General features: G+C 72.1%; 12 protein-coding genes. 7 read left to right on the forward strand and 5 right to left on the reverse strand.

Features of this window, described 5'->3' with window-relative positions; translation table 11 throughout:
- Positions 1 to 116: 116 nt before the first annotated feature.
- From E0D90_RS17005 to serC, 7 genes are all read left to right on the forward strand, one after another.
- Positions 117 to 497 (forward strand): hypothetical protein, encoded by a 381-nt coding sequence (locus E0D90_RS17005; RefSeq protein WP_130799113.1) that lies wholly within the window; start codon positions 117 to 119, stop codon positions 495 to 497.
- Positions 494 to 946 (forward strand): roadblock/LC7 domain-containing protein, encoded by a 453-nt coding sequence (locus tag E0D90_RS17010; RefSeq protein ID WP_103504691.1) that lies wholly within the window; start codon positions 494 to 496, stop codon positions 944 to 946. The genes E0D90_RS17005 and E0D90_RS17010 overlap by 4 nt, the downstream gene beginning before the upstream one ends.
- Entirely contained in the window at positions 943 to 1,332 is a 390-nt protein-coding gene (locus E0D90_RS17015) for a DUF742 domain-containing protein (RefSeq protein WP_130799114.1), read from the forward strand. Before E0D90_RS17010 ends, E0D90_RS17015 begins: the two co-directional genes overlap by 4 nt.
- On the forward strand, positions 1,313 to 1,936 hold the full coding sequence (locus tag E0D90_RS17020) for a GTP-binding protein (protein WP_103504689.1): 624 nt from the start codon (positions 1,313 to 1,315) through the stop codon (positions 1,934 to 1,936). Before E0D90_RS17015 ends, E0D90_RS17020 begins: the two co-directional genes overlap by 20 nt.
- The gene (locus tag E0D90_RS17025; RefSeq protein WP_438827408.1) at positions 1,933 to 3,237 is read left to right on the forward strand and encodes a cytochrome P450; all 1,305 of its coding nucleotides are present in this window, start codon (positions 1,933 to 1,935) and stop codon (positions 3,235 to 3,237) included. The genes E0D90_RS17020 and E0D90_RS17025 overlap by 4 nt, the downstream gene beginning before the upstream one ends.
- Before the next feature lie 5 nt (positions 3,238 to 3,242).
- The gene (locus E0D90_RS17030) at positions 3,243 to 4,523 is read left to right on the forward strand and encodes a cytochrome P450 family protein (protein ID WP_130799115.1); all 1,281 of its coding nucleotides are present in this window, start codon (positions 3,243 to 3,245) and stop codon (positions 4,521 to 4,523) included.
- 217 nt (positions 4,524 to 4,740) lie between these two features.
- Entirely contained in the window at positions 4,741 to 5,859 is a 1,119-nt protein-coding gene (gene serC / locus E0D90_RS17035; protein ID WP_103504687.1) for a phosphoserine transaminase, read from the forward strand.
- A 181-nt stretch (positions 5,860 to 6,040) separates the two neighbouring features.
- On the opposite strand, the gene E0D90_RS17040 is transcribed toward serC, so the two are convergent.
- The 5 genes from E0D90_RS17040 to E0D90_RS17060 form a co-directional block, all read right to left on the reverse strand.
- Positions 6,041 to 7,189 carry a type III polyketide synthase gene (locus E0D90_RS17040; RefSeq protein ID WP_130799116.1) on the reverse strand — a complete coding sequence of 383 codons (1,149 nt, stop codon included), beginning with the start codon at positions 7,187 to 7,189 and terminating at the stop codon, positions 6,041 to 6,043.
- 10 nt (positions 7,190 to 7,199) lie between these two features.
- A complete protein-coding gene (locus E0D90_RS17045) occupies positions 7,200 to 8,411 on the reverse strand; it encodes a cytochrome P450 (protein ID WP_227870276.1) in 1,212 nt (403 codons plus the stop codon).
- Positions 8,412 to 9,227: 816 nt separating this feature from the next.
- Entirely contained in the window at positions 9,228 to 10,910 is a 1,683-nt protein-coding gene (locus E0D90_RS17050) for an ABC-ATPase domain-containing protein (RefSeq protein ID WP_227870277.1), read from the reverse strand.
- A 143-nt stretch (positions 10,911 to 11,053) separates the two neighbouring features.
- Positions 11,054 to 11,695, reverse strand: coding sequence for an HAD family hydrolase (locus E0D90_RS17055; protein ID WP_130799117.1), 642 nt, complete (start codon positions 11,693 to 11,695; stop codon positions 11,054 to 11,056).
- 118 nt (positions 11,696 to 11,813) lie between these two features.
- Complete coding sequence (locus E0D90_RS17060) at positions 11,814 to 12,662, reverse strand: ABC transporter permease (RefSeq protein ID WP_103502824.1); 849 nt, start codon at positions 12,660 to 12,662, stop codon at positions 11,814 to 11,816.
- Positions 12,663 to 12,724 lie beyond the last annotated feature (62 nt).

Below are 12,724 nucleotides of genomic sequence, written 5' to 3' on the forward strand. Positions count from 1 at the left end.
CGTCAGATTTGTATAAGACACGGCCCTCCGCCTCCGCCTCCAGGCCCGTCGTCGAGCCGCCGGCCCCCGCGCCGCCCGCCGTCACCGCACCGCCCGCCGTCACGAGGCCCCCGGCCGTGACCGCGCCGCAGGCCGCGGCCGAGCCCCAGCGGACCGACCCCGCGCCGCGTGCCGCCGCCGAAACCGGCGCAGCCGCGTCCAGCCCGACCGGCGCGGCTCCCGCCACCGAGCACGCCCCGGCCGCCCGCGGCCCGGAGGACACCCAGCCCCTGCGGCTGCGACGCGACGCCGGCCTGCCCCGCCGTACCCGGGGCAGGACCATGGCCGCCGCGCACCCCGCCGGTACTCCGCAGCCGGAGGGCCGGTCGACCGAGCGCAGCTTCACCCCGGCGGAGTCGGCGGCGCGCTTCGGCGCGTTCCGCCGGGCCGTACAGGGCCAGGACCCCGCCGCACCACCTTCACCCGCTTCTCCCGATCCGGAGGCCGACGCCCGATGACCGCTCCATTCACGGGGTCTCAGCACACACCAGGCACCATCACCGGCAACCAGCTGGACTGGCTGCTGGAGAGCCTGCTTGCGCGCACCCCTGGGGCCAGACACGCCCTGGTGCTCTCGCGGGACGGTCTGAAACTCTGCCGCACCCCCGAACTCTCCGAGGACCAGGCGGACCAGCTGGCCGCCATCTCCGCGGGGATCCAGAGCCTCTCGCACGGGGCGTCGATCGAGTTCGGCGACGGCACGGGCGGTGTCCGCCAGGCGATGGCCGAGTTCTACGGCGGCATCCTCTTCATCGTGGAGGCCGGCGCGGGCGCGCACCTGGCGGTGGTCGCCACCGACGACGCCGACCCCGGGCTGATCGGCCACAACATGAACGAGCTGGTCGAACAGCTCGGTGAGCACCTCAGCGCGCCGCCCCGGCAGGAGCCCGAGGGAGGTCCCGCGTGAGCGCGGCCCGGCCCGGCCGGGACGACGACCCCGACCGGCTGTACACCGTCACCGGGGGCCGCAGCCGCGCGCACAACGACTCCTTCGACCTGGTGACGCTGATCGTCAGCGAGTGCGAACCCACCGCCGGAATGCAGTCCGAGCAGGCGGCGATCCTGCGGATGTGCCGTTTACCGACGGCCGTCGTAGAGGTCGCCTCCGATCTGCGGCTCCCGGTCAGCATCGTCAAGATCCTGCTGTCCGACCTGCTGGACACCGGCCGCATCACCGCCCGCCACCCGCAGACCATGCGTGGCCCGGCGGCCCGTCGCGGGGAGGTCCCCGCGGCGCGACTACCCGACCCCACCATCCTGGAGCAGGTGCTCGTTGGACTCCGTAATCTCTGAATCGGCGGTCTCCGGCCCAGCGGAACGCAAGCCGCTCAGCAGCTCGGCCGAGAACGGTCTGAAGATCGTGGTCGTCGGCGGCTTCGGCGTGGGCAAGACGACCCTGGTCCGATCGGTGAGCGACATCCGTCCGCTCAACACCGAGGAGACCATGACCCAGGCCGGCCAGGGCATCGACGACCTGAGCTCGGTCCGGCAGAAGACCTCGACCACCGTCGCCTTCGACTTCGGGCGGATCAGCCTGAACGAGCAGACGGTGCTCTACCTGTTCGGCGCACCCGGCCAGCAACGCTTCTGGTTCCTGTGGGACCGGCTGTTCCAGGGCACCCTGGGCGCCGTCGTCCTGGTGGACACCCGGCGGCTGGACGAGTCCTGGTACGCCATCGACCGGCTGGAGCACCACGGCACGCCGTTCATCGTGGCGCGCAACGACTTCGGCGCCGACAGCTACAGCGCCGACCAGATCCGTGAGGCACTGGACCTCGACCCCGACGTGCCCATCGTCGCGTGCGACGCGAGGTCCCGGGAGTCCAGCAAGCAGGTACTGATCGCCCTGGTCGAGCATCTGCACCACCTCTCGACCGCGAGGGAGCGCACCCCATGACGACGCACGGTTCCGCCGCCGCCCGCCACGACGCCGGGCGGATGTCACCACCGCCCGGCTGCCCCGCCCACGCCGCCGGCGCGGGCCCGATGCCGCTGAGCGGACCCCGCTTCCACACCGAACCGGCCTCGCTCTACCGGGAGATGCGCCACGCGTACGGGCCGGTCGTCCCGGTGTCGCTGCCGGGTGACGTCCCGGCCTGGCTGGTCATCGGCTACCGCGAGATGATGCAGGTCACCGGCGACCCGGCACTCTTCCCGCGCGACTCCGGCCTATGGAACCAATGGGAGACGCTGCCGGAGGACTGGCCGTTGCGGCCGATGGTCAACGTCCCCCAGCCGTCCGTGTACTACACGGTCGGCGCCGAGCACCAGCGGCATCTGCGGATGCTGGAGCCGGCGCTGGAAGGGGTCAGCCCGTTCGAACTGCGCCGTCACACGGAGCAGTTGGCGGACCGTCTGATCGACGCGTTCTGCGCGGGAGGACAGGCCGACCTGACGGCCGACTTCGCGAGGCCGCTGCCCGCCCTGGTGCTGGGCCGCATCCTCGGCTTCTCCGACCCCCAGGCGCTCGAACTGGTGCGTCTGATGGCCGCGTTCACCGACGGAGGCCCGGACGCCCTGGCGGCGCACCAGCGCTTCGGCGCGATGATGAGCCAGCTCCTCGCCACCAAGCGCGAGCGCCCCGGGGCCGACGTGACCTCCCGCATGCTCGCCTCGCCCATCGAGTTCACCGACCAGGAGTACATCCTGGACCTGATGTCCCTGACGGCGGCGGGCCACATCCCGACCTCCGACTGGATCGGCAACTCCATCCGGCTGATGCTGACCGACGACCGGTTCAGCGCCTCCCTCGGCGGCGGCCGTCACAGTGTCGCCGAGGCCATGAACGAGGTGCTCTGGGAGGACACCCCGACCCAGATCCTCGCCGGACGGTGGGCCTCCCGCGACTGCCAGCTCGGCGGCTGCCGCATCAGCGCCGGCGACATGCTGCTGCTCGGGCTGGCCGCCGCCAACGGCGACCCGGACGTGCACGACGCCACCAACGAGCGCAGCGGTGGCATGCGCAACGGCAACAGCGCCCACTTCTCTTTCAGCCACGGCGAGTTCCAGTGCCCCTTCCCGGCACAGGAGATCGCCGAGGTCATCGCCAGGACCGCGATCGAGGTCCTGCTCGACCGGCTGCCCGACATCGATCTCGACGTCCCCGCCGAGACGCTGGTGCGCCGCCCGTCGGCGTTCCTGCGCGGGATGACGGTGCTGCCGGTCAGATTCTCTCCGACACCCGCTGCAGGAGGCTGAAACCCATGAGCTGCCCCGTCGGTCACCACACCCCGGGTTCGGGCGACCCCCGAACCGCGACGGACACCGTCACCATCGATCCCCTGGTGCGCGACCTGGCCGGCGAGACCGCGCGACTGCGCGAGGCGGCGCCGATCACCACGATCGACCTGCTGGGCGTCCGCGCCTGGTCGATCACCGGGCACGCGGAGGCCCGGCGGCTGCTGACCGACGCCCGGCTGGTCAAGGACATCAACCAGTGGGAGGCCTGGCGCACCGGCGCGGTGGACCACCAGTGGCCGCTGGTCGGCATGGTGGCCGTGGACCCGTCCATGTTCATCGCCGACGGGGCCGAGCACCGCAGACTGCGCACCAAGACCGCCCAGGCGATCACACCCAGACGGCTGGAGGCCCTGCGGCCCCGGATCGAGGAGATCACCGCCGCCCTGCTCGACGACCTCGCCGAGCAGGGCGGCGGTTCCGTTCCGGTGGACCTCAAAGCCGTCTTCGCGCTGCCGCTCCCGATGGCGGTCGTCTGCGAGTTGATGGGCGTCTCCCGTGAACTCCAGCCCCGGCTGCACGAGTTGTACAAGCTGTTCTTCTCGATGCTGACCCCGCAGGACGAGCGGCTGCAGGTGATCGGCGAACTCGACACCATCTTCCGGGAGATGGTGCGGGAGAAGGCCGCCCACCCGGTCGACGACCTGACCAGCGCGCTGATCCTCGCCGACGAGGGCGGCGAGCCGCTGACCGAGGACGAGGTCGTCGGCAACCTCAAGGCCATGGTGGCGGCCGGGCACGAGACCACCATCAGCCTGATCCTGCACGCGGTGCGGGCTCTGCTCAACCACCCCGACCAGCTGAAGCTGGTGCTGGAGGGCTCCGTCGGCTGGGACTCCGTGATCGAGGAGACGCTGCGCCTGGAGTCCCCCTCCACCCACCTGCTGATGCGGTTCGCCACCGAGGAGATCGAGGTCGGCGACCAGGTCATCCGGCCGGGCGACGGCGTCGTCATCTCCTATCGTGCCGTCGGGCGTGACCGTTCCCAGCACGGGCCGGACGCCGACGCCTTCGACGTCACCCGGCCGACCCCGATCCGGCACATCGCCTTCGGGCACGGCCCGCACATCTGCCCCGGCGCCGCGCTCTCCCGGCTGGAGGCGTCGATCGCGCTGCCGGCGCTCTTCGCACGGTTCCCCGGCCTGGAACTCGCCGTCCCGAACGAGGAGATCTCCAACATGCCGGTGCTGACCCAGAACGACCTGGCGGCGCTGCCGGTGTGGCTGGCCCGCCCCGACCACGGCTGACCTCCCCGCTTCGTCCGCGCCCCGCCGACGGCCGTCTCAGGCCGGCGGCGGGGCGCTGCCGCGAGCGGACAGGGGCGGCGGCCGTCAACCCGCGGCCGGGCCGGGTCCTCCCCCGAGTCCCGGTTCCGTACCGCTCCCGTCTCAGGGAGTGAGGCGCGCGTCTCACCGGACGGACAGATGCGATCCGCTCCGCCGCGGAGGGACTACGCTCCCAGACGTGGCCGAGATCCAGATTCCCGCTGACATCAAGCCCGCCGACGGACGCTTCGGCTCGGGCCCCTCCAAGGTGCGGAACGAGGCGCTCAACGCCCTCGCCGCCACCGGCAGTTCACTGCTGGGCACCTCCCACCGCCAGGCCCCGGTCAAGGACCTGGTCGGCCGGGTGCGCGAAGGCGTCTCCGATCTGTTCTCCCTGCCCGAGGGCTACGAGGTGATCCTCGGCAACGGCGGCACCACCGCCTTCTGGGACATCGCCACCCACGGGCTGATCAGCGCCAAGTCGCAGCACCTCACCTTCGGCGAGTTCTCCTCGAAGTTCGCCAAGGCCGCCAAGCTGGCGCCCTGGCTGGAGGAGCCGACGGTCATCAGCAGCGAGCCCGGCACCCTGCCGCAGGCCCGCGCCGAGGCCGGGGTGGACGTCTACGGCCTCACCCACAACGAGACCTCCACCGGTGTCGCCGCCCCGATCCGCCGGGTCGCCGGAGCGGACGACGGCGCGCTGGTCCTGGTGGACGCCACCTCCGGCGCCGGCGGCCTCCCGGTCGACATCGCCGAGACCGACGTCTACTACTTCGCGCCGCAGAAGTCCTTCGCCGCCGACGGCGGGCTGTGGCTGGCCGCGTTCTCCCCGGCCGCCCTGGAGCGCGCCGCCACCGTGCACGGCTCCGGCCGCCACGTCCCGGAGTTCTTCTCGCTGCCGACCGCGATTGACAACTCCCGCAAGAACCAGACGTACAACACCCCGGCCCTGGCGACCCTGTTCCTCCTCGCCGAGCAGCTGGACTGGATCAACGGCCAGGGCGGACTGGACTGGGCGGTCGCCCGGACCGCCGACTCCTCCTCGCGCCTCTACGGCTGGGCGGAGAAGGCCGACTACGCCACCCCGTTCGTCACCGACCCCGAGCTGCGCTCGCAGGTCGTCGGCACGATCGACTTCGCCGACGGGGTGGACGCGGCGGCCATCGCCAAGGTGCTGCGCGCCAACGGCATCGTGGACACCGAGCCCTACCGCAAGCTGGGGCGCAACCAGCTGCGGGTCGCGATGTTCCCGGCCGTCGAGCCGGCCGACGTCGAGGCGCTGACCGCCTGCGTCGACCACGTCATCGACCGCCTCTGACCGACCGCCTCTGACCGGCCGCGTTCTGAGCGGCTCCGCTCGGTGAGCAGCGCCCTCCGGGGCGGAGCACAACACGACGGCGGGGCCCGGTGCCATCTCGGCACCGGGCCCCGCCGTCGCGTGCGTCCGCCTCCGTGCGGGGCGCGGCGACCGCCGTCGCCGCGCCCCGCACGGCCCGCCGTCAGCCGGCTGCCACCGGCTCAGCCGACGGCGTGGACGCGCCGCCCTGGCGGCCCCCCGGGAGCCCGCGCCGCCGCGCCTCCGCGCCGGTGCCCTCCCCGCCCGGCTCGGACCAGGTGCCGAGACTGATCTCCGCGGTGATACCCGGGCCGAAGCCCGCGATGACGCCCCGGCTGCCGTCACCGGCTCCGCCCTCCTCGAACAGGCGGTCCAGGGCGTCGAAGACCACCGCGCTGGCGATGTTGCCGCGCTCGGTGAGCGTCGCCCGGCTGTAGCGGAACATCTCCGGCGGGAGGTCCAGGTAGTGGCAGAGGTCGTCCAGGATGCGGGGCCCGCCGGCGTGGACGACGTAGAAGTCCAGCCCGGAGACCGCCCAGTTGTGGGCGTCGGCCATCTCCCGCATCGCGGGGGCCAGCATCTCCATGGTGCCGGGGACCCGCTTGTCCAGCATGAAGTGGTAGCCGGTGTCCCGGACGATGTAGGAGATCCACTTCTCGGTGTCCGGGACCAGGTGCGAGCCGTTGTGCTCCAGCCGCACTCCGGTGCCGCCCTCGCCCCGCACCACGGCCGCGGCGATGGCGTCGCCGAACAGGCCGTTGGAGAGGAGGTTGCCGACGCCGAGGTCGGTCGGCTGGTAGCACAGCGAGCAGAACTCGCAGGCGATGATCAGCACGTTGGACTGCGGGTTCGCCACACAGAAGTCGTGGGCGCGGTTGATCGCCGAGCCGCCGGCCGCGCAGCCGAGCTGGGCGATCGGCAGTTGCCGGGTCTGCGGCCGGAAGCCCATGCTGTTGATCAGCCACGCGGTCAGCGACGGCATCATGAAGCCGGTGCACGAGACGTAGACCATGAGGTCGATGTCCTCGGGCTCCAGCTCTGCGTGGTCCAGCGCCCGCCGCACCACCGCGGGCACCCGGGCCTTGGCCTCCGCCTCGTAGATGGCGTTGAGCACGGTGGCGCCGGGGTGGACCAGAGTCTCCTCGATGGGCCGCACCAGGTGCCTGGTCTGGACTCCGGTGTTGCCGATCAGCCGCAGGGCGAGCGGGAGTTGCGGGTGGTCGGCGTGAAGGGTGCGCGCGAGCTCCAGGGTCTCCTCGCGGGTGATGACGTGCTCGGGGACGGCGATCGCCGGCCTGCACAGAGTTGCCATGAGGTGGTCCTTACCAGGCGATGGGAAGTGCCAGCGGGTAGCGCCAGATCGACACGGTGTTCCACCGCACCTCGTCTGCCGGTACCGCCAGGCGCATGTCGGGAAAGCGGGCGAGCAGACTGCCGATGGCGACCTGGAGCACCATGATCGCCAGGTGGGAGCCCAGGCAGCGGTGTCCGCCGTAGCCGAAGGCCATGTTCGGCAGGGGGTTCTCGCGGTGGAAGTCCAGCTCGTCGGGGCGGTCGTAGGCCCGGCCGTCCCGGTTGGCCGTGAGGTAGGAGACGTGGACCGTGTCGCCGGCCTTGACGGTGACGCCGTCGAAGTCGACGTCCTCGGTGGCGACCCGGGGGATGCCGACGCCCTGCCGGAACGGGATGAACCGCAGCAGCTCCTCCAGCGCCTGCGGCAGGAGTTCGGGGCTCTCGCGCAGCTCCCTCAGGCGGTCCGGGTTGGTCAGCAGCGTGTAGACGATGTTGCTGATGTCGTAGGTGGTGGTGTCGTGGCCGGTGACGACCAGCAGCTGTGCCAGGACGGCTAGTTCGCCCTGTTCCAGCATCTCGTCGCCGATGCGGGCGGTGGCGAGGGCGCTGATCAGGTCGTCGCCGGGCTCGCGGCGCCGCGCCGTGGTCAGCTCCATGAAGTACGCCCGCAGCGCCGCCTTGGCCTCTACGGCGGAGGTCTCGTCGGCGGCGATCATCGACATCATCGCCATGGCGTGCCGCCGGAGGGTGGGGCGGTCGTCCTCGGGGATGCCGAGCAGCTCGCAGATGGTCATCAGCGGCAGCGGTTCCGAGAGATGGCGGACGACATCGCCCGGGGCTCCGCCCGCAACGAGGCCGTCCAGCATGCCGTCGACCGTCCGCTGCGTCCACGGGCGCAGCGCCTCCACCTGCGGGGTGGTGAACGCCTTGTTGATCAGCCGCCGCACCCGGTTGAGCGAGGGCGGGTCCATCAGGTTGATCGCCTCGGACTGGGCGATGGGCGCCGGGGTGATGCGCGGGAAGTCCTGCCCGATGAGCGCGGCGCGGCTGAACCGGCGGTCTGAGGTGACCAGCTTGACGTCCTCGTATCTGGTCACCAGCCAGCAGTCGCCCTCGCCGTAGGGCATCTCGACGCGGACGACCGGAGCCTCCTCCCGCATCCGCGTCATGAACGGATCGGGCTCCAGGGCGTCGTCGTGACGGAAGGGACAGGTCTGCGGTGGGTTCGATGTCTGGGTCACAGCACTCCCGTGGGCGCGTGCGCCCCGCCTCTCTGCGGGACGGCGGACAAGTACCGGCCGGTTGGGCCGCATTCCGCCTCGGGTTCGGACGGGCGGATTCGCGGCCCGGACACACGGACGGAGAACGAAGGGAAGAGGAAAGGGACAGAAGGGTTTCCGCGGAAACGCCGGTCCGGGGACCTCGGGGGACCCCGGCGGCGACCGGAATGAACGCTCTCCCTCGGTCCCCGAACCGAGGGAGAATGTTCAACTACTCACCGATGTCACGTGAATTCGAAGCGTAGCACGCGCTGGTGACAGCGCCGGGAAGAGGTGAACCCCCGTGATGTACGGACGGTGACAGCCCTCGGAAGGAATCCTTCTCCTCCCGGCATTCGCCTGGCGAATCCGCCGGTTATGGCCAGCGCTTCGACGTCCGCGTTTCCTCCGAAAGAGTGGTGGGCGCCGAAGCGGGGAACCACGGAACTCCGCATCACGACCGGCGGGGCGAACCGGTGGAGTGGCAACTCGTATTCCGCGAAACCGTCACGGCGCCGACGAAATGCGTCGGCGCCGTAAAGGGTGCGTTAATTCCCGCACGCCCGGGGCGCGTACGTCCACGCGCACGCCGCGCCGGTCGCCCGGCGCGGGGCGCGTCTCACAGCCGCTCTCAGAGCGTGTTTGAGACCCCGCGTCGGATCAGCTCGCGGCGTCAGATGCGGTCAGCTGCAAGGCGGAAGGGCGCCCTCATACCGGGTTGTATTCGGGCGTTCCTGACAACGCAGCAGATGGCCGTAGCTGGCGTCGCGGGCCCGGCGCGGGGTCTCAAACACGCTCTCAGACCGGGGCGGCCGTCACCCGCAGCGTGCGGAGCCTGTTGAGCGACGCGGCGATCTCATGGCGGCGCGGCACCGCGAAGTCGTCGTCGTGCACCTCCAGCAGCGCGGCCGGGTCGAGCCCTCCGGCGCTCTCCAGCGCGTCGAGCGCGGCGGCGAGCGTGCGGTGCCCGTCGAGATGGCCGGCGCGCACCATGACCTCCATCGCCAGTCCGATGCCGACGAGTTGGCGCGCGTCGGCGATCTGGGCGACGGCGCGCAGATCGATGTCCTGGTCGCCGAAGGCGAGGATGTCCGAGCCGCGTGCCCGCACACGCGTCCGGCCGCGCACGGCGGCGTCCACCGACGCGGGCAGCACCACCCGGGCGCGCACCGCCGGAAAGTGGTCGGCCTCGGCCGCCCGGCCGGTCGGCACCGCCGCCAGCTCGCGGGCGCGCGCGGTGACGTCGTGCGGACGGTAGCCGTCCATCAGCACCACCCGGCCGGCGACCTCCATGTAGTCACCGGAGCCGCCCATCACCAGCACGGTGGAGACGCCGTGGTCACGGTGGAGGGAGTCGACGAGGTCCACGAAGGGGGTCAGCGGCTCCCGTTCACGGGCGACCAGGGCCTGCATCCGCGCGTCGCGGATCATCAGGTTGGTGGCGGCGGTGTCCTCGTCGATCAGCAGCACCCGCGCGCCCGCCTCCACTGCCTCGCACAGCGCGGCGGCCTGCGAGGTGGAGCCGGAGGCGTTGTCGGTGGAGAAGTCGGTGGTGTCGGCGCCGGTCGGCAGCCGGTCCACGAAGGCGTGCACGTCGACCCGGGTGACCCGGCGGCCGTCCTCGGCACGCACCTTGACGGTGTCGTCACGGGAGACCACCAACTCCCGTCCGTCACCGGGAACATGGTCCCAGATGCCGGTCTCCAGCGCGCGCAGCAGCGTGGACTTGCCGTGGAAGCCGCCGCCCACGACCAGCGTCACCCCCTCGGGGACCCCCATGCCCGTCACCTCGCCGGCGTGCGGCAGCGTCACGGCGGCGCGCAGTTCGGGCGGCGAGGTGAAGGGGACCACCCCCGCGCCGTGGGCAGGGAGGTCGCTGACGCCGCTGCGGCGCGGCAGGACCGCGCCGTCGGCGACGAACGCCACCAGGCCCAGCCCGGGCAGCGCCTCCCGCAGCGCCACCGAGTCCTCGGCCGCCTCCACCGTGCGACGCAGCTCCCCGGCGTCGAGCGTCGCGTGGCGCAGGGCCTCCTCGACCAGCCGCGGCAGCTCCTCGGTGAGCAGCCGACGTGCGGCATGGCCGTCGATCCGTCGCCCGCGCCCGGGCAGCGGGACGCCCAGCCGCAGGGTGAGCGTCCCGTCGGGTTCGATCCGGCAGGAAGAACGGTCGAGGACCTCCTGGCCGCCGCCGTCGATCCGCAGCGGGCCGTCACCGGCCCGGCGGGCGGCACGGGCGGCGAGATGGGCGGCGACAGCGCGGCGCCGCACCGGGGTGTCCCGCAGCTCCGCCGGGAAACCGGCGCGTTCCGGGGTGAGGCGCACAGCGATCCGCGCGGGCGGGGCGAACGGGTCGGCCTGGCCGCGCACCAGGTGCAGCAGGCAGCCCGGCAGCTGCCAGAGCCCGGTGAGCCGCTTGTACTGGCCGTAGGGCGCGCCGTCCATACCGCGCAGCTCATCGTCCAGACCGTGCCGAACCCGCACCGGATGCCTCCCGCTCGTCGTGGAACCTCCCGGCGACGCGCCGGGCGTGCCCACCAGGGTGCCTCACCTCGCCGGCGGACGGCGGTGCGGCGGACGGCGGTGCGGAGGGCGACGGGGGACGGGCACCGGCCCGCCGGCGGCGGTCAGCGGGCGGCGAGGCGTCCGTCGATGGCGGCGATCGTCTGCGCGGTGTCGCGGAAGTGCACGGCGTGGAAGCCGAGGGCGCTGGCGGCCTCCACGCAGGCGGGGGTGTCGTCGACGAAGACGGTCTCCTCCGGGGAGACCCCGAGCCGGTCGCAGCTGAGGCGGTAGATGCGCGGGTCCGGCTTGGTGATGCCGACCTCGTGGGAGTAGACGAGGTCGTCGACCAGCTGCTCGAAGCCGTAGCAGCTCTGTTCGCGTTCGCGGCAGCCGACGAAGCTGTTGGTGAGGATGCCGGTGCGGTAGCGGGGGCGCAACGCCTGTGCGTAGCTGCAGAGTTCGGTGTTGAGGGTGCCCAGGTACTCGGTCCAGACGTCGTTCATCAGGGAGGCGACGATGACCTGGTCGATGCCGAGCCGCTCACCGAGGGCGCGGTGCACTGCGTCCTCGGTGAGTGCGCCGACGCTGCCGCGCTGCCAGATGTCCCACATGCGCCGGTTCAGCTCACCGGCGGGCAGGCCGAGGCGCCGCTCCCACTTGTCGGTGACCCCGAGGGAAGGGGTGAACTCCAGGACTCCGCCGATGTCGAAGACCACCGCGCGGACCGGGACGGTGCGCCGGGTCCGCCGTGCATAGCGCCGCATGGCGACAAGGACGCGTCACGCCCCTGCCCCGGTTCCCGCGGCGCCCCGAAGCGCGGGGCGGACGGGAGCACGCCGGGGCGTGCGGCCACAGCCGCGCGCCTCCGACGCGTCCCGCACCTCAGCGCGACAGCCGCTGGAAGCGGCGGACCGCCAGCGGGAGGAAGACCGCGGTGATCAGCAACGGCCAGACCACCGCCATCAGCGGCGCATTGGACTCGATCCAGCTTCCGCCGTGCGGCACCGGGTTGCCGAACAGCTCGCGCACCGCGTTCGCGGTGGAGGAGACCGGGTTCCACATGGCGATGGCGCCCAGCCAGTCCGGCATCAGATGCGGCGGGGTGAAGACGCTGGAGATCATGCCGAACGGGAAGGCGACGGCGAAGAGGTTGCCCGCGGTCTCCGCGTTCTTGGCCAGCAGCCCGAGCAGCACCCCGACCCAGATCAGCGCGAACCGCAGCAGGAGCAGCAGCGCGAACGCGGCCAGTGTCGCCAGCACCGACCCGGAGGAGCGCCAGCCCACCACCACGGCGATACCGGCCAGCACCACCAGGTCCAGCCCGGCGTGCAGCACGTCGGAGATGCCGCGCCCGGTGACCACCGCGGAGGGCGCCATCGGCATGGAGCGGAACCGGTCGGTGACGCCCCGGTCGCGGTCGATGGTGACGGCCATCGCCGTGTTCATGAAGCCGAACGCCATCGTCATCGCGAACATGCCGGGCATCGCGTACTGGGTGAAGTCGACCCCGTCCCCGACCTGCATCGCGCTGCCGAAGACGAAGACGAACAGCAGCACCGAGACGATGGGGAAGCCCAACTGCCAGGCGACGATCGCCGGTTCCCTGACGAGGTGGGTGAGGTCCCGGCGGACGATGGTCCAGCAGTCCACGACGGCCCAGTACACGCGGCGCTCCGGTGCGTCGCGGTCCGGGGCGGGCGGTGGTGGCGCGGCGGTGGTCCGGGTGCTCATCGCGCGTTCTCCTCTTCCCGGTCCGCCCGGCGGGCGGACCGGGAAGAGGAGACCGCGCGATG

This window comes from Streptomyces otsuchiensis, assembly GCF_004305975.1.
GTDB classification, from domain to species: Bacteria; Actinomycetota; Actinomycetes; order Streptomycetales; family Streptomycetaceae; genus Streptomyces; species Streptomyces otsuchiensis.

Bases quoted from the DNA above. Each gene is read 5' to 3' on its own strand.
- E0D90_RS17055 (WP_130799117.1), bottom strand. From the start codon at position 11,695: ATGCGGCGCTATGCACGGCGGACCCGGCGCACCGTCCCGGTCCGCGCG.
- E0D90_RS17010 (WP_103504691.1), top strand. From the start codon at position 494: ATGACCGCTCCATTCACGGGGTCTCAGCACACACCAGGCACCATCACC.
- E0D90_RS17040 (WP_130799116.1), bottom strand. From the start codon at position 7,189: ATGGCAACTCTGTGCAGGCCGGCGATCGCCGTCCCCGAGCACGTCATC.
- E0D90_RS17030 (WP_130799115.1), top strand. From the start codon at position 3,243: ATGAGCTGCCCCGTCGGTCACCACACCCCGGGTTCGGGCGACCCCCGA.
- E0D90_RS17025 (WP_438827408.1), top strand. From the start codon at position 1,933: ATGACGACGCACGGTTCCGCCGCCGCCCGCCACGACGCCGGGCGGATG.
- E0D90_RS17060 (WP_103502824.1), bottom strand. From the start codon at position 12,662: ATGAGCACCCGGACCACCGCCGCGCCACCACCGCCCGCCCCGGACCGC.